This is a genomic window from Pontimonas salivibrio (assembly GCF_002950575.1).
In the GTDB taxonomy this organism is placed as follows: Bacteria; Actinomycetota; Actinomycetes; order Actinomycetales; family Microbacteriaceae; genus Pontimonas; species Pontimonas salivibrio.
On the sequence record NZ_CP026923.1, the window covers coordinates 325,228 to 342,070 of the forward strand.

The 16,843-nt window shown below is 58.7% G+C and carries 15 protein-coding genes; 11 read left to right on the top strand and 4 right to left on the bottom strand.

What is annotated here, in order from left to right; translation table 11 throughout:
• Positions 1 to 7: 7 nt before the first annotated feature.
• The gene (locus C3B54_RS01790; RefSeq protein ID WP_104914196.1) at positions 8 to 1,264 is read right to left on the bottom strand and encodes a branched-chain amino acid ABC transporter permease; all 1,257 of its coding nucleotides are present in this window, start codon (positions 1,262 to 1,264) and stop codon (positions 8 to 10) included.
• A 261-nt stretch (positions 1,265 to 1,525) separates the two neighbouring features.
• Between C3B54_RS01790 and guaB the strand changes: the two genes are divergently transcribed.
• The 5 genes from guaB (at position 1,526) to guaA (ending at position 7,073) form a co-directional block, all read left to right on the top strand.
• Positions 1,526 to 3,025, top strand: a complete 1,500-nt coding sequence (guaB, locus tag C3B54_RS01795) for an IMP dehydrogenase (protein WP_281256241.1) — start codon at positions 1,526 to 1,528, stop codon at positions 3,023 to 3,025.
• A gap of 35 nt (positions 3,026 to 3,060) precedes the next feature.
• Positions 3,061 to 4,173 carry a GuaB3 family IMP dehydrogenase-related protein gene (locus C3B54_RS01800; RefSeq protein WP_104912985.1) on the top strand — a complete coding sequence of 371 codons (1,113 nt, stop codon included), beginning with the start codon at positions 3,061 to 3,063 and terminating at the stop codon, positions 4,171 to 4,173.
• A 110-nt stretch (positions 4,174 to 4,283) separates the two neighbouring features.
• Positions 4,284 to 5,015: an SURF1 family protein gene (locus tag C3B54_RS01805; protein ID WP_158665462.1), complete on the top strand. Its 732-nt coding sequence runs from the start codon at positions 4,284 to 4,286 to the stop codon at positions 5,013 to 5,015.
• Between the two features lies 1 nt (position 5,016).
• Entirely contained in the window at positions 5,017 to 5,493 is a 477-nt protein-coding gene (locus C3B54_RS01810) for a DUF3817 domain-containing protein (protein WP_104912987.1), read from the top strand.
• On the top strand, positions 5,490 to 7,073 hold the full coding sequence (gene guaA, locus C3B54_RS01815) for a glutamine-hydrolyzing GMP synthase (protein ID WP_104912988.1): 1,584 nt from the start codon (positions 5,490 to 5,492) through the stop codon (positions 7,071 to 7,073). Before C3B54_RS01810 ends, guaA begins: the two co-directional genes overlap by 4 nt.
• Positions 7,074 to 7,096: 23 nt before the next feature.
• Here guaA and C3B54_RS01820 read toward each other — a convergent pair whose 3' ends face one another.
• Positions 7,097 to 7,882, bottom strand: coding sequence for a Bax inhibitor-1/YccA family protein (locus C3B54_RS01820; RefSeq protein ID WP_104912989.1), 786 nt, complete (start codon positions 7,880 to 7,882; stop codon positions 7,097 to 7,099).
• Between the two features lie 113 nt (positions 7,883 to 7,995).
• The gene (locus C3B54_RS01825) at positions 7,996 to 8,277 is read right to left on the bottom strand and encodes a DUF4190 domain-containing protein (protein WP_158665463.1); all 282 of its coding nucleotides are present in this window, start codon (positions 8,275 to 8,277) and stop codon (positions 7,996 to 7,998) included.
• A 73-nt stretch (positions 8,278 to 8,350) separates the two neighbouring features.
• Here C3B54_RS01825 and C3B54_RS01830 point away from each other — a divergent pair, with 73 nt between their 5' ends.
• The 6 genes from C3B54_RS01830 to purH all read left to right on the top strand — a co-directional run bounded on the left by C3B54_RS01830 (position 8,351) and on the right by purH (position 16,311).
• Entirely contained in the window at positions 8,351 to 10,657 is a 2,307-nt protein-coding gene (locus C3B54_RS01830) for an ATP-dependent helicase (RefSeq protein WP_104912991.1), read from the top strand.
• Positions 10,658 to 10,760: 103 nt separating this feature from the next.
• Positions 10,761 to 11,924: an ADP-forming succinate--CoA ligase subunit beta gene (gene sucC / locus C3B54_RS01835; protein ID WP_104912992.1), complete on the top strand. Its 1,164-nt coding sequence runs from the start codon at positions 10,761 to 10,763 to the stop codon at positions 11,922 to 11,924.
• A gap of 11 nt (positions 11,925 to 11,935) precedes the next feature.
• Positions 11,936 to 12,823, top strand: a complete 888-nt coding sequence (gene sucD / locus C3B54_RS01840; protein WP_104912993.1) for a succinate--CoA ligase subunit alpha — start codon at positions 11,936 to 11,938, stop codon at positions 12,821 to 12,823.
• Positions 12,824 to 12,873: 50 nt separating this feature from the next.
• Positions 12,874 to 14,145: a cell division protein PerM gene (locus tag C3B54_RS01845; protein ID WP_104912994.1), complete on the top strand. Its 1,272-nt coding sequence runs from the start codon at positions 12,874 to 12,876 to the stop codon at positions 14,143 to 14,145.
• A gap of 10 nt (positions 14,146 to 14,155) precedes the next feature.
• On the top strand, positions 14,156 to 14,758 hold the full coding sequence (gene purN, locus C3B54_RS01850) for a phosphoribosylglycinamide formyltransferase (protein WP_245867968.1): 603 nt from the start codon (positions 14,156 to 14,158) through the stop codon (positions 14,756 to 14,758).
• Positions 14,755 to 16,311: a bifunctional phosphoribosylaminoimidazolecarboxamide formyltransferase/IMP cyclohydrolase gene (purH, locus tag C3B54_RS01855; protein ID WP_104912995.1), complete on the top strand. Its 1,557-nt coding sequence runs from the start codon at positions 14,755 to 14,757 to the stop codon at positions 16,309 to 16,311. Before purN ends, purH begins: the two co-directional genes overlap by 4 nt.
• Here the strand turns inward: purH and C3B54_RS01860 are convergent.
• Positions 16,308 to 16,763, bottom strand: coding sequence for a GNAT family N-acetyltransferase (locus C3B54_RS01860; protein ID WP_104912996.1), 456 nt, complete (start codon positions 16,761 to 16,763; stop codon positions 16,308 to 16,310). The genes purH and C3B54_RS01860 overlap by 4 nt on opposite strands.
• Positions 16,764 to 16,843: the final 80 nt, after the last annotated feature.

Sequence of the window (16,843 nt, forward strand, 5' to 3'; positions counted from 1 at the left end):
CGCCCCGCTAACCTATTCGCTCTCTCTTGCCGAGAATTCCTTGTGGCCTAAACAGCAGAATCACGATCATGATGACCAATGCTCCAACGTATTTGAGGTCCGAGGGAATAAACAGCGCAGAGGTCTCAATGAAGACACCCACAATGAGCGCGCCGACTAGCGCACCAAATGCCGTTCCCAACCCGCCAAGAACACCGGCGGCGAAAATGAAGAGGAGGATTTTTTCTCCCATATCCCACTTCAAGCCTGGACGGAAGTAGGCCCAGAGGATGCCTGCGAGTCCGGACAGGGCACCAGATAGCACCCAGACAGTTCTAATCACTCGCTCGACATCGATACCGGACGCTGCAGCCAAGGACGCGTTGTCTGACACCGCACGGGTCGCTTTGCCCATTTTGGTGTTGAGTAGCCACCAGCCCACGGCAATAATCACGATGAGGCTGACCGCCATGCTGATCAGGTCATTGACACTGAGAGCGACGGTTCTAAACAGGGGGACTTCAGTAGACCCTGTTCCGCCGGGAAGTTGAGCGGTGCCACCTCCGGCGAAGAACTGGTACACGTAGCGCACGCTCAGTGAGAGGCCAATACTCACAATCATCATCTGAACGATGCCGACACCGCGTCGCCGCAGTTGGCCAAACACTCCGGCATCTATGGCCCAGCCAAATCCACCGGAGAGAGCTATGGCGGCAGGGAATGCCAACCAGACCGGAACCCCGAGGACAACAAACATCAGGGCTGCCAGAGCTCCGAAGGTGACCATTTCACCCTGTGCGAAGTTTGGCAGAGCAGTGGTTCCAAAAATGAGCGATAGGCCAATTGCGGCGAGCCCCAACAGCAGGCCGAAGTTCAGCCCGTCGAAGACTCGCATGAGGAATTGGTCAACGGTGCTGATTGGTGTGCGCTCACCTTCACCGATAAAGAAGTTGTAGGCAACGTTGTTGGTGAAGCCCCAATCAAAACTTTGGACTGGCCCACCTTCCAACACAGCGACGCCTTCAGGAAGAGTCGACTCAACCAGAGTGATTTGGTAGGTGCCTCTCTCGGGAACCCCAATATTCCACTGGCCGTTCTCGTCGGTGAGGACTGAGGCTTCATAGCCGTTGCCCTCAATGATGATTTCGACACCCTCAAGTGGAGTGCCCTCATTCTTGACGTTGCCAAAGACTTGGAAGTCGTATTCTTCGCCCACAGAGTCGGCATAGGCCGGGGCAGACAGCGCCATTCCGGTCACTGCTAACGCAAACGTCATGAGAATCATGACAAGACGTCGAAACACAGGTTTGCGCTCGGTGGCTACGAGATCCACACGGCCTCCACTCAGTTTTGATTTCCCTGCGCCGTCTTGACGCCTCACTGACTCTGTCACCGTTGACAGCGCCATGCTTAGTTTGACCCCTTGAAGGTTAACAGTGGGAAACATTATGCCTGGTTATTACTCAAGGGTCGAACCGGTACCATAACAATCGCGCAGACTTTTCGTTTCAACCTTCTGCGGCCAACAGTGTGGAGGTCCCCCAGGGTGGAGTCAAGTCCTTTCGAATTAGTGGGTTTGACCTACGACGACGTCATGTTGCTACCCGCTCATACTGATGTCATTCCCTCCCAAGCGGACACCACCTCGCGCCTCACGAAACGCATTTCAGTGTTTGCGCCACTGCTGTCTGCGGCGATGGACACGGTGACGGAATCGCGTATGGCGATTTCGATGGCTCGCCAAGGCGGTATCGGTGTCCTCCACCGCAATATGTCCATTGAGGACCAGGCGGCAGCCGTCGACAAGGTGAAGCGCAGCGAGTCGGGCATGATCACGAACCCGGTCACCATTACTCCCGATGCGACGGTGGCCGACGTTGATGAGCTGTGTGGACGCTTTCGTGTCTCCGGGGTTCCCGTCGTGGAAGGCGAGGGAAAGCTTGTCGGGATCATTACCAACCGCGATATGCGGTTTGTGCCTGATGGCGAAATGGCCACCACAGTTGTTCGCGATGTGATGACCAGCAGCGCTTTGATTACGGCGCCGGAGGGAATCAGCAGAGAAGACGCTCTGGCCCTTTTCGCGAAGCACAAAATTGAAAAGCTTCCCCTGGTGAACAGTGACGGGCTCCTCAGGGGACTCATCACAGTCAAAGATTTTGACAAGTCGGAGAAATATCCCCACGCCACGAAAGATTCCCAAGGCCGGCTGCGGGTTGCCGCGGCCATGGGGTTCTTCGGTGATGCCTGGGATCGTGCGTGTGCGCTGCGGGATGCGGGTGTCGATGTCCTCGTGGTGGATACCGCTAACGGGGACAGTTCTGGAGTGTTGGACATCATCACCCGGCTGAAAGCCGACAGTTCCTTCAATGACATCGATGTCATTGGTGGAAACGTGGCCACCCGTGAGGGTGCCGAGGCACTGATTTCGGCCGGCGCCGACGCCATCAAAGTGGGTGTGGGCCCGGGGTCCATTTGCACGACCCGCGTAGTGGCCGGAGTGGGTGTTCCCCAGGTCACTGCCGTGTATGAGGCCTCTCGGGCCGCAATCCCTGCCGGTGTTCCGGTCATTGCTGACGGAGGCCTGCAGTATTCGGGCGATATCGCCAAAGCCATCGTGGCGGGCGCGGACAGTGTCATGTTGGGTTCGCTTCTTGCCGGAACGGATGAATCCCCGGGGGATTTGGTTTTCGTCGACGGCAAACAGTTCAAGCACTACCGGGGGATGGGGTCCTTGGGTGCACTGCAGCGTCGCGGTGAAAAAACCTCCTACTCTCGCGATCGTTACTTCCAGGCGGATGTGCCAAGCGATGAGCAACTCATCGCTGAAGGCATCGAAGGTCAAGTCCCCTACCGGGGACCCTTGGGTTCTGTGGTTTACCAACTACTCGGTGGTCTGAGGCAGTCCATGTTTTACACCGGTGCGGCCACCATTGATGAGTTGAAAGTCCGTGGCAAATTTGTGCGGATCACTCCCGCAGGCCTCAAAGAGTCCCACCCGCACGACATCCACCGTGTGGTGGAAGCCCCCAACTACAACCGATAAACCGCCCGATCGGTGGCCCGGACTAAGCTGTGGGCGTGAACGAGCTGGAAATTGGTGGCGCGAAGCGCGCCCGCGAAGCCTATGGTCTTGACGACATTGCCGTGATTCCCTCACGGCGCACGAGGGACCCCGAAGATGTCTCCCTCGAGTGGTCGATTGATGCGTTTACTTTTTCTATGCCGGTCGTGGCCGCCCCGATGGATTCGGTGATGTCCCCGGAAAGCGCCATTACGCTCGGAAAGCTTGGTGGCTTGGGGGTGTTGAACCTCGAAGGGCTGTGGACCCGCTACGCCGACGCCGAAAAAGTGTTGGCCGAGATTTCCCACGTAGACCCTCAGGTGGCCACTCCCTTGTTGCAGAAGCTTTACCAGGAACCGATTAAGCCAGAACTGATTCGACAGCGCCTCGACGAAATTCGTGAAGCGGGTGTTCCCGTTGCCGGAGCGTTGAGCCCGCAGCGCACGAGAGAGTTTTCGGATGTGGTGATTTCTGCCGGGGTTGACCTTTTCGTGATTAGAGGGACCACTGTCAGTGCGGAACACGTCAGTTCCAACCGTGAACCCCTCAACCTCAAAGAGTTCATCTATCAACTCGATGTCCCCGTGATTGTGGGCGGTGCTGCCAGCTACACGGCGGCTTTGCACCTGATGCGCACCGGCGCCGCCGGTGTTCTTGTCGGTTTCGGTGGTGGTGCGTCATCCAGCACCAGACTCACCCTCGGTATTCACGCGCCCATGGTGACCGCTATTTCCGATGTGGCAGCAGCCAGACGTGACTACCTCGATGAATCCGGCGGCCGTTACGTTCACGTCTTAGCCGACGGTGGCTTGGGTGTGAGCGGCAACATTGTGGCGGCGTTAGCCTCTGGTGCCGATGCGGTCATGCTGGGTTCGCCCCTGGCCCGAGCGAAAGAAGCACCCGGTGCTGGTTGGCATTGGGGGCCTGAAGCACACCACCCACACCTTCCCCGGGGAAACCGTGTTGAGGTGGGTAGTGCGGGTTCGCTCGAGGAAGTCCTCCTAGGCCCTGCCTATTTAGCGGACGGCAAGACCAACCTGATGGGTGCGCTTCGCCACTCCATGGCGACTTGTGGCTACACCGAGCTCAAAGACTTCCAAAAGGTCGACGTCGTTCTCACCAAACATTAGGTAGGCGAACCGGAGGGAGTTGCGGCCCACCATCCCAAGGCGTCCCCCAGTTGGCCCAACTACCCTAGAAGGACCGGACTTCGGCGGAGCAAGGGGCTTTCATGTGGGCTGTGGCCAAAAGGCCAAAGTGGATTGGTGCGCTGGTGTTGGCGTTGACCATCGCTGCCGTGTTTGCCGGTCTGGGACAGTGGCAGTGGGAGCGAAGCTTCGCCAATGTTGATGTGCCCACCAGGGAAACCGAAACCCCCGTGGAATTGGGGTCTGTGGCTTCCCCGCAGTCGGTGATTTCCACTGACGCCAGTGGTCGGATGGTGAGCGTTGAGTGTGATGTTGTGGGTGGTGACGATCTGTGGATCACCGATCGGCTCCACCCTGATGGTCGTGGTGATTGGTTGATTCGACACTGCCAGACACCGGAAGGGCACTCTTTAGCAGTCGCGGCGGGGTGGCTTCCGGCCTCGGAGGCAACCCAGCGGGTGGAAGGATTCAGTGCTCCAACCGGTCAGGATCTGGTGGGTCGTTACGTTCCGACAGAGTCACCCCAGTCGTCGGATTTTGAAGCGGGGGAGCGAAGCGCCATTTCGGTGGCCGAATTGATTAACCTCTGGGAGCAACCGGGCCCGGTCTATGGCGGCTACCTAGTGTCGTCTGTTGCCCCGGAAGGGTTGCGTGCGATTTCCACGGCACCGCCCCCACCGGATGGTGAGCTCAACTGGTTGAACCTGTTTTACGCGGCCGAGTGGGCAATTTTTGCCCTTTTCGCTATTTATCTCTGGTACCGGCTCGTGAGAGACGAGTGGGAGTCGGAACAGGCATCACAGCCCGAAGGGGCCAAAGCTTAGGATGGAGAAGATGTCACCTGACGCCAGTGCTTCTGCACAACCCGATGAGTCCGTACAACACGATTCTGTGCGACAGGGTCGCCCTGCCGCACACCCGTCACTTCCAGGTGCCCTGAAGTTTTATCGCGTCGCGGCCTACATCACCGGGGTGTTGTTGTTGCTGCTGACCGTCGAAATTATCGCCAAATATGGCTACGGCTATGAGGTGGAAATGTTTGGCGATGAGGGCTTGGTGGCGCTCACTCCAGACGGTGAAGTCGAAGCGTTCAACTTTTCTCAAGCGATCCTCATCGCCCACGGCTGGTTCTATGTCGTCTACCTGTTCGCGTCGTTTCGGATTTGGTCGATTCTGCGGTGGCCCTTTTGGCGATTCTTGTGGCTTGCTTCCGGTGGGCTCTTCCCGTTCCTGTCTTTCGTCATAGAGTCTGGTGCGACCACAATCATTCGTCAGGCCATTAAGGAAGCTCACACCCCGTGACCACAGCAACTGTTCACACCCCGAGACCCGTACTCGTGGTTGACTTCGGTGCCCAATACGCACAGCTCATCGCCCGGCGAGTGCGAGAAGCCGGTGTCTACTCAGAAATTGTCCCCCACACCGCCACAGCCGCTGACATTATGGCCAAAGATCCCCTTGCTCTGGTCTTAAGCGGTGGACCGGCGAGTGTGTATGAACCGGGTTCGCCGGAGTTGGACCCGGCCGTGTTTGATCTCGATGTGCCCATTTTTGGCATCTGTTACGGCTTCCAAGTGATGGCGCAAGCCCTCGGTGGTGAAGTCGCCCAGACGGGCAGCCGCGAATACGGTCGCACGGAAGCCCGAGTGGTCAACAACACCGACCCACTATTGGCGGGACAACCCGACACCCAGGTGACGTGGATGAGCCACGGCGATCAGGTGGTCGCTGCCCCTCCCGGTTTTTCTGTGCTCGCCACCACCGAGGCGACACCGGTGGCGGCTTTTGGGGACCCGGCCACCAAGCGCTACGGCGTCCAATGGCACCCCGAGGTGCGCCACACCGACTGGGGCCAAAACGTGTTGGAGCATTTCTTGCACGACATTGTCGGGCTTGCTCGCGAATGGAATGCCGACAATGTGATTGCCGACCAGGTGGAAGCGATTCGCGACACAGTCGGCGATGCGCGCGTGATTTGTGGTCTCTCCGGCGGGGTCGATTCGTCCGTGGCGGCCGCTCTAGTTCACCGCGCCATCGGTGACCAGTTGGTGTGTGTTTTTGTCGACCACGGGCTACTTCGAGCGGGTGAGCGTGAACAGGTCGAGCGTGATTTCGTGCAATCCACCGGTGTGCGCCTGGTGACTGTCGATGCCACTAAGCGCTTCCTGGGTGAACTCTCCGGCGTGGTAGACCCGGAGTCAAAGCGCAAAATCATTGGCCGGGAATTTATTCGCACCTTCGAACAGGCGGCAGCTGACCTGGTCCGAGAAGCGGCCGAAGATGACGCCGAGGTGCGGTTTTTAGTCCAAGGCACCCTGTATCCGGATGTGGTGGAAAGCGGTGGCGGTGCCGGCACAGCGGTCATTAAGAGCCACCACAATGTGGGGGGCCTGCCAGACGATTTAGAGTTTGACCTGATCGAGCCCCTGCGCACCCTGTTTAAAGATGAGGTGCGTGAGATTGGTCGGCAACTGGGTGTGCCAGAAGACATTGTCGCCAGGCACCCTTTCCCCGGACCGGGTTTGGGTATTCGCATTGTGGGTGAAGTCACCGCGGAGCGACTTGACCTGCTGCGTGCAGCGGACCTGATTGTCCGCGAAGAGCTCACCGCCACAGGTGTTGATGGGGAGATTTGGCAGTGCCCGGTGGTGTTGCTGGCGGATGTGCGCTCGGTGGGGGTCCAAGGTGACGGTAGGACCTACGGCCACCCCATCGTGTTGCGCCCGGTCTCCAGTGATGATGCGATGACGGCTGACTGGACGCGGCTGGAGCACGAGCTGTTGGCCAACATTTCTAACCGCATCACCAACGAAGTGGCCGGTGTGAACCGAGTGGTTTTGGACATTACGTCAAAGCCGCCCGGCACCATCGAATGGGAGTAGCCGGGCGACTTTGATCGTAGGGGTTATTCGCCTCGCAGGATGGCGAGGATGCGCAAGATTTCGACGTAGAGCCACACGACGGTGACCACAATGCCGAAGGCTGCCTGCCAGCCGTAAATCTCTGGCGCGCCACCTTCGACGCCCGACTTGATCGACTCAAAGTCGAGCACGAGCGAGTAGACGGCGAGGAGCACAATGACGACACCGAGGATGAGGCCCAGGGGGATGCCAAAGATTTCGTAGCTCCGCAGGCCAAACATTGAATCGGTTGCGCCGAACATGACCAGTCCGAAGTTCACCAGCGAGAACGCCAAGTAACCAAACATTCCCACAATGGCGATCCGGGTGAGACGCGGAGTGGCGCGCAGTTTTCCACTGAGGAACAAAAACAGGGTCACTCCGACAACACCGAGGGTTCCAAAGACCGCCTGGGTGACGATGCCGTCCCACATGGTGTTGAAAATGGCGGAAATCCCGCCCACAAACACACCCTGGACGGCGGCAAAAGTGAGGATTAGGCCTCTTGAGGGCACCTTTTTGAAAATGTTGACCAGGGCCAACACGAAACCGGCGATGGCGGCGGGGATGGCGAGGAATGGAACAACCCATCCGACGAGTGCGCCGATGACGAGAACCCCAAAACTGATGAGGGTTTTCATGATGGTGTCGTTGTAGCTCATCCGTCCGGTTTCCGACGGGGTCGCCGATGGGCGGCCGTACAGCTCATCAAGCTCGGCCACACTCGCGGTCGGTCGAACGGGCTGGTTGAACACCGCTGAGCGACTAAACGCAGGGTTTGAATTGGCCATGAGGGGACCTCAACTCCTTAATCAATAACTGGGGGTGCATAACTGCACTGATACCAGTGTAGGCACCGTGCTGGGGAAAATCTCGGTGTACGCCCAAGGCTTACTGAATGCGGTTACGGCCAGAGAGGGTTTTCCAACCAAATGGTGGCCAGTGCGCCCAACACCACAGCGAATAGGGCCACCCACAACCAACCCAGGCCGATCGCCACCCACGCCAAAGGTGCACCCCGCTGATCGGCGCGACGAATTTGCCCAATCGACAGGTAACCAAAAACGACGGCAAGGGGGCTTGCGACCAGCGACAGCAGAAAGGCCAGAGGAGCAAGCACGTTGAGGCGTTTTCGTGCACGCCGACGCCTGGTGGGCGCAGGCAACTCCTCGGTCTCGAATTCCATGCCTTCAGAATATGGCCTGGGGCTTAACGCCCGCAGGCTTATCGTCTGTGGCCCGCCGTAGACTGAGACTCTCATGCTTCCCGCCGATTCACCCCTGCTCGAGGGATTAAACGACCGCCAAGCCCAAGCCGTCACCTCCCAAGCGGGCGCACTGCTGATTGTGGCCGGAGCGGGATCAGGAAAAACGAGTGTGCTGACGCGCAGGATTGCCGGCTTGATTGCCTCCAAAACAGCCTGGCCCAGCCAAATTCTCGCCATTACATTCACCAATAAAGCGGCCGGGGAAATGCGCGAGCGAGTGGCCGCCTTGGTCGGTGAGGCCAGCCAAGGCATGTGGATTTCGACTTTTCACTCCGCGTGTGTGCGCATCCTGCGCACCGAAGCGGAACGCTTTGGGTACACCAAAGCGTTCACGATTTACGATTCGGGTGACCAACGCGCACTCATTAAACGCCTTATTCGTGACCACGGTGCTGACCGTTTAGGGCTGACCCCTGCTTCGGTGTCAGGAAAAATGTCGCGGTTGAAAAATGAACTGGTTGATGTCGATAGTTACCGCGGCCAGGTGCGCGAATCTGACCCCAACGATGTGGCGTTCTATCAACTGTGGTCGGACTATCAGGCGGAACTTGCGCGCTCGCAAGCGTTCGATTTTGACGACCTGATTGTGCACACGGTTCAACTGTTTCGGGCGTTCCCGGAGGTGGCGGCGGTGTATCGGCGACGATTCCGTCACATTTTGGTGGACGAATACCAAGACACCAACCACGCCCAGTACGCCCTGATTCGTGAGTTGACTCAGGCCGTTTCGCCCGAACAGGTGCCCGAATCGGCCCCACCTCACGAGCGTGAGAATGGTCTTGAGGCGCCCGCCCTTACCGTGGTGGGTGACTCGGATCAGTCCATTTATGCCTTTAGAGGCGCGGACATCCGCAACATTGTCGAGTTTGAGCGCGACTTCCCCGGTGCGGAAGTGATCCTGCTAGAGCAAAACTATCGCTCAAAGCAGACTATTTTGGATGCCGCCAATGCGGTCATCTCACAAAACTTCGATCGGAAAGCCAAAAACCTTTTCTCCGAATTGGGCGCCGGCGACAAAATCCAAGGCTTCACCGGCTACAGCCAGCACGACGAAGCACAGTTTGTCGCCGATGAGATCGGAAAACTCATCGACGAGGGCTACCGCTACCAAGACATTGCTGTCTTTTACCGGACCAATGCTCAAACCCGAGCAATGGAAGATGTGTTCATTCGCCAGGCCCTGCCCTATCGAATTATTGGTGGCACCAAGTTCTACGAACGCGCCGAAATTAAAGACCTTCTCGCCTACCTCCACGCGATCGCAAACCCCGCTGACGCCCTCGCCGTGCGCCGAATTCTGAACACCCCGAAAAGGGGGATTGGTCCCGCCACGGAAGCCACGTTGGTCGCCCACGCCGAACAGGCCGGCATCACACTCAGCCAAGCACTGACCGAAGTGGATCAGATGGGCTTGGGCCCGAAAGTCACGGGCGCCATTAGTGAGTTGAGCCAACTGCTCATCGAGCTGCGCTCCACTCTCGATTCGGCTACCGCAGCAGAAACGTTGAAGGCGGTGATCGATCGCACCGGCTATCGCACGCTGTTAGAGCGCTCTAACGATCCGCAAGATCTCGCCCGCGTGGAAAACGTCGACGAATTACTCGGTGTGGCCAGTGAATTCTCCCGAGGCAACCAAGACGGTGGTTTGGTCGAATTCCTCACCGAAGTGTCTCTTGTCGCAGCAGCGGACGAATTAGATGACTCTGGTGGCACCGTCTCCCTCATGACCCTGCACACCGCGAAAGGCCTCGAGTTTGATGCGGTGTTTGTCACCGGCGTCGAAGAAGAGTTGTTGCCCCACCGGATGAGTGCCAACGAACCCGGTGGCCTCGCCGAAGAGCGTCGATTGTTCTATGTGGGAATGACTCGAGCAAAAAACAAACTGCACCTGTCGTTGGCGATGAGCCGTCAAACCTTCGGCGAAGCGATGGTGTGTGCCCCCAGTCGCTTCCTGCGAGAAATTCCGGAAGAGTTGATGCAGTGGCGGGACTCCGGCCTCGGTGACCGCGCGCTCACTGCGCCGCGTACTTCTCTCGAGCGCGAACCACGCTCACTGCCTCGGCCACCGCGGGAGAAGAATACCCAGTGGGCTAACCGGATTGACACGGTGGTGCGCGATAACTCGGAAATGGAACTCGCCGTGGGGGATCGAATCACTCACGACGATTTCGGCCCAGGGACCATTAGCGCCCTCACGGGTGCTGGGCCCAAAAGGGTTGCCGAGGTGCGTTTCGACCAGGTCGGCAAAAAGCGTCTCCTTGTCAAAATTGCCCCCATTTCACTCACACCAGGCGTCTAAACCGCCTGGGGCCGTCACGCCAAGACACTAGGCTTGGAGGCACTTGTGAACTCGATGCGCCCCCCAATGGGGTTGTGCGTGTACTGCTGAGAGGTAATTCTGCGTGGATCTTTTTGAGTATCAAGCCCGAGACATGTTCGAAGCACACGGGGTTCCCGTGTTGGCCGGCCGAATCGCGGACACCGCTGATGAGGTTGAGGCTGCAGCGAAGGAATTAGGGGGCGTCACGGTCGTCAAAGCCCAAGTAAAAGTGGGCGGACGTGGCAAGGCGGGTGGTGTGAAGGTCGCCAAGAACCCCGAAGAGGCGCGGAGCGCCGCAGAGTCCATCTTGGGCCTCGACATTAAAGGCCACGTTGTCCACCGAGTGATGGTTGCGGCCGGTGCCGCCATTAACCGCGAGTTTTACTTTTCGGTACTGCTCGATCGAGCGAATCGTTCCTACCTCGTGCTGTGTAGCTACGAGGGCGGCATGGAAATCGAGCAGCTGGCTGAAGAGCGCCCCGACGCCTTGGCACGGGTGCAGGTCTCGCCGTTGGAGGGCATCACCCTCGAGGTGGCCAAAGACATTGCCGTAAAAGCCCAGTTCCCCGCAGAACTGGTGGACCAGGTCGCTCCGGTGTTGGTGAGCCTCTACGACGTGTTCATCGCAGAAGACGCCACGCTGGTGGAAGTAAACCCTCTGGTTCTCACCGAGGGCGGCGACATCATTGCCCTCGATGGCAAGGTCACACTCGACGAAAATGCGGCGTTTAGAAACCCGCATCACGACGCACTGGCCGATAAAGCCTCGGCTGACCCTTTGGAAGAAAAAGCGAAAGCCCACGATTTGAACTACGTGAAGCTAGACGGCGAAGTCGGTGTCATCGGAAACGGTGCCGGTCTGGTGATGTCAACACTCGACGTTGTCGCCTACGCCGGTGAGAACTTCGGTGGAGTAAAACCCGCCAACTTCCTCGACATTGGAGGTGGCGCCTCTGCTGAAGTGATGGCCGCCGGTTTGGATGTCATTTTGGGTGACCCCCAGGTCAAGAGCGTTTTCGTGAACGTGTTCGGTGGGATTACCGCCTGCGACCAGGTCGCCCGCGGAATTGTTCAAGCCTTAGAAATCATCGGCGATCAGGCGACAAAGCCGCTTGTGGTGCGCCTTGATGGCAACAGCGTGGAAGAGGGTCGGGCCATTCTTGCTGAAGCGGCCCACCCACTGGTTCACCTTGCCGACACGATGGACGAAGGGGCGAGCCGCGCAGCCGAGCTTGCCTGGAAGTAGGGATAGAAGACATGTCAATTTTTCTCAATAAAGACTCCAAGGTCATCGTTCAGGGCATCACCGGTGGTGAAGGCTCTAAGCACACGGCGTTGATGTTGGCTGCCGGAACCCAGGTGGTCGGTGGGGTGAACGCCAGAAAGGCGGGCACCACAGTCACTCACGGCGATGTGACACTGCCAGTGTTTGGAACGGTCCAAGAAGCGATGGAACAGACCGGTGCTGACGTGTCGGTGGTGTTTGTTCCCCCCGCTTTTGCGAAAGATGCCGTCAACGAAGCGATCGATGCCCAGATGCCGCTTGTTGTGGTGATCACTGAAGGTATTCCCGTGCACGACACGGCAGAGTTCTTTGCCCGTGCAGAACGCTCGGGTAAGACCCGGCTCATTGGTCCGAACTGCCCAGGAATTATCACCCCCGGTGAGGCGTTGGCCGGCATTACCCCGGCGTCGATTACGGGACCTGGCCCCATTGGTTTGGTGTCCAAATCGGGCACATTGACCTACCAAATGATGTTTGAGCTTCGCGATATCGGCTTCTCCACGGCGATTGGTATCGGCGGAGACCCCATTGTGGGGACCACTCACATCGATGCACTCGAGGCTTTTGAGGCAGACCCTGCGACGAAGGCAATCGTGATGATCGGCGAAATTGGCGGCGACGCGGAAGAGCGCGCCGCCGACTACATCCGCTCGCACGTGACTAAGCCGGTCGTTGGCTACGTGGCCGGGTTTACTGCACCCGAGGGGAAAACCATGGGCCACGCAGGAGCCATCGTGTCAGGTTCAGCCGGTACTGCACAGGCCAAGCAGGATGCTCTTGAGGCAGCCGGTGTCACTGTGGGGAAAACTCCGAGTGAGACGGCGCGGCTGATGCGCGACATTGTTGACCAGCTGAAGTAACTGCCTCTCTACCGGGCTGCGGTAGTGCTGGAGGGTAGGCTCAACACTCGATGAAAGCCCGCTTTGCGGTACTCGTGACCGCCCTCGAAACCCTCGTGGTGGTCGGTATCGGTGTGGGCATTTTCTTTGCTCCCTTGAGTGTGGTGTGGGCTCTTGATGACCAGTTCGCCACCGATTTGCTGGTGTATTGGCGGGCGTCGGCAGATATCTGGCTTTTGGGTCACGGTGTCCCGTTAACGATTTCTCTCCCTGCTGACACTGCTCAAGGTCTGGGGCTTTTAGCGAGCCAGTCCAACTTTGCATTGAGTGTTGCTCCGCTTGGTCCCGCACTGTTAACCCTGTGGTTTGGTTTTCGCATGGGCCGGCGGGACATGGTGCTGGATTTCCCGGTTGTGGTGTGGGTCACGTCACTGCTCACGTTGGTGGGTTTGTCGTATGCCATCGCGTGGAGTGCGCGCCACGACGTGGCGTCGTTCCCCCTCGTGGAGGCCACCGTTGCGCCGTCGTTGTTCATGGCCTCGGGGCTGATCATCGCGTCGTGGACAACGAAATGGTCGCCTGGTCGTTTATGGCTTCAGCAGGTGATGCCGCCTGGGGGGTGGCAGGTGCTCTCCAGTGGTGTCCGTGCGGGTATTGGATCCTTCGCCATCTTGATTGGTGTCGTGAGTGTGTTTTTTGCCGTCTCACTGGTGGTTTCTTACGCCACAGTCATTGGGCTGTTTGAATCATTGGGGCCGAGTGTTGTGGGTTTGGTGGCTCTGTTTGTCGCGCAATTGGTGTTTGTGCCGACGTTGGTGGTGTGGTTGGCCGCGTGGCTGATTGGCCCTGGTTTTCAACTGGGTCAGGCGGCCCAGTTTTCGCCCCTTGGGACAGATATTCAGGCTTTGCCTGCCCTGCCCATTTTGGGCGCGTTACCCCAAGAGGTGGGGCCGACAGGTTTTGGTGTGGTCGTGGTTCCGTTGATTGCTGCGGTGATTGCGGCCGCTCTCTCGGAGCGCGGTTTGGGATATTCGGTGGGAGATACATTCTGGACTCCTGGTGGATCATTGTTTTCCCAACCCCCCATCCGCGGTCTACTGACCGCAATTACCGCCACAGCAACAGCGGTGCTGATGTTGTGGATTCCGGCAGTGTTGGTGACAGGCTCACTGGGTCCTGGGCGTTTTGCCACTGTGGGGCTTGACCTTCCGGCAGTGATGGCCTGGTGGGCGATCGAGGTGGCCCTTGGCACACTCCTGGGCTTAGCGGCCGGTCGCGGTTTCCGGTGGGTTAGAGCCCACGAGCAACCCGGGCAACACACCCAGCAGAGTGTGGCTCGGTAGGCTATCTCGAGTGGTGACGCGTCTTGTCGTGTTGATCTCGGGGTCGGGGTCGAATCTTTTGGACCTCCTCGAGCGCTGCGAAGAACACCCTGAGGCCGGCTTGACTGTGGTCGCGGTGGGCGCTGATTGCGAGGCGGCAGGGCTGGACCATGCTCGATCACGCAACATCTCGACCTTTGTGGTGCCGTTGAGCAGTTTTTCGTCCCGTGAGGAATGGGGGGAGAACCTGGGTGAGGAGATCGAGGCCTACTCACCCGATGTGGTGGTCTTGAGTGGATTCATGAAATTGTTGCCCCCGGGTGTGGTGGGTCGTTTCGCACCGGGGATGATCAACACCCATCCGGCCTATTTGCCCGAGTTTCCTGGTGCTCACGCCGTGGCTGATCAGATTCGGGCCGGAGTGAACCAGGCGGGTGCCTCGGTGATTTCGGTGGATGATGGTGTCGACACGGGGCCCATTTTGGCCAGGCAACGCGTCCCGGTAGAAGCGTCTGACAGTGTCGAGTCGCTGCACGATCGAATCAAAATTGTTGAACGGCAGTTGCTGTGGCAGGTCTTGACCCAAGGTGACAAGTTGGCCACTGTGCCACAAGGAGAGGACAGCAGCACATGACTGAGGCACGCACAATTCGACGGGCCCTGATATCTGTCAGCGATAAGACGGGATTGGTGGAGTTGGCTCGCGCCCTGGGGGAATCGGGTGTGGAAATTGTCTCGACGGGCTCTACCGCGTTGGCCATTAGGGATGCGGGTGTGAAGGTGACCGATGTGGCGGCAGTGACCGGGTTTGCGGAAGCCCTCGATGGTCGGGTGAAGACTTTGCACCCCTCCATTCATGGAGGGATTTTGGCTGATCGTCGCCTCGAATCACACAACCAACAGCTCTCGGATTTAGGTATCGAACCCTTCGACCTTGTGGTGGTGAACCTGTATCCCTTTGCCGCCACCGTGGCCAGTGGAAAAGGGCCCGAAGAGGTGATTGAAAACATTGACATTGGTGGTCCGGCACTGATCCGTGCGGCGGCAAAAAACCATCACAGCGTGAGTGTGGTGGTGGACCCGGCGGACTATCCCAGCGTGACGCGGTTTTTGAGTGAAGGCGGGGTGTCGTTAGCGGCCCGCGAAGCGTGGGCAGGGAAGGCCTACCAACACACCGCGTCCTATGACCAGATGATTGCTCAGTGGTTCGCTTCCACAAAAGACCAGTCGACCACGCAAGATTCAGCCCCACCCGAAGCGGTGTCGGTTACCGGTGTCGGAGGACAGCCTCTTCGTTACGGTGAGAACTCTCACCAGTCCGCCAGTGTCTATCAACGTGTGGGTGCAACACCGGGTCTTGCCCAGGCCACCCTGTTGCAGGGCAAAGAGATGTCGTACAACAACTTTTTGGACGCCGAGGCGGCATTGATTGCTGCGGGCGACCATGAGGGCCCCGCGGTCGCCATCATCAAACACCAAAACCCGTGTGGCATTGCGACGGCGGGCACCATTCTTGAGGCCTACCGGGCGGCCCACGCCTGTGATCCGGTGTCGGCTTTTGGCGGTGTGATTGCCCTCAACCGGCCGCTTGACGCCGACACCGCAGCCGCTATTGCGGACGTGTTCACCGAAGTAATTGTGGCACCCGGAGTGAGTGACGCCGCCAGGGAAGTCCTCGCTGCGAAGAAAAACCTCCGAGTGTTGGTCCTCCCCGAGGGTTACCGGCCTGATGACACCGACTATCGAGTGATTTCTGGTGGCCTGTTGGTTCAGCAGAGGGATCGGTATTTCGTGCCCGCCGATCAGTGGGAGCAGGTCGCCGGTGGTCCAGTCGACCAAGCGACGATGGCGAGCCTGGAGTTTGCCTGGCGGGCGGTGAAATCGGTGAAATCAAACGCCATTTTGCTCGCCGCCGATGGCGCCAGTGTCGGAATCGGCATGGGTCAGGTCAACCGTGTGGATTCGTGCCAGTTGGCGGTGACCAGGGCGGGAGGACGCGCCGCCGGCTCTGTTACCGCATCGGATGCCTTTTTCCCCTTTGCCGACGGGCTCGACATTCTCATTGCGGCAGGTGTGGCGGCGGTTGTTCAACCGGGTGGTTCGGTGCGTGATGAGGAAGTGGTTGCACGGGCTACGGCGGCCAACATTGCCCTATTCCACACCGGGCAGCGCCACTTCTTGCACTAATTGAGGCTCAGTGTTCCGATGGTGTCGCCGTAGCTGGTCTGGCCGGAGTCGATGAACCCGAGGCGGTGAAAGAAGTCGCCGGGCCCCGCTTCTCCCGGCGTCCACATCACGTGGAGGGTGTCGAACCCGCGCGTAGTCGCCTCATCGATGACGGCCTGCGCGGCGAAGCGCCCCACGCCGGCGCCCTGTGCACTGCCCGCGACGGTGATGCGCCAAATGCAGCTGCGAAGCTCGGGTAGGGGGTGTTCGGGGTCAAAATACGCACGAATGAAGCCGACAACTTCTTGGTCTTTTCTGATTACCCGCGACCACGCTTTTGATGGGTCGACGCTGGGTTCTTCTTCGGTGTAGGTGACCGGGGTGGCGAAATCTTCTTGCTCTGGCCGAATTTCCAGGGTGTTGGCTGCGCTCGCGGTTTCGGCGGAAAGTTCTTCTAGTCGCAGCTCGCTCATGCGACAAGGTTATGGCTTTCCCCACCATTATGGGCAGGTATCTTCACGTGAAGATAAAAGACAAAATCGGGTTAGACTGA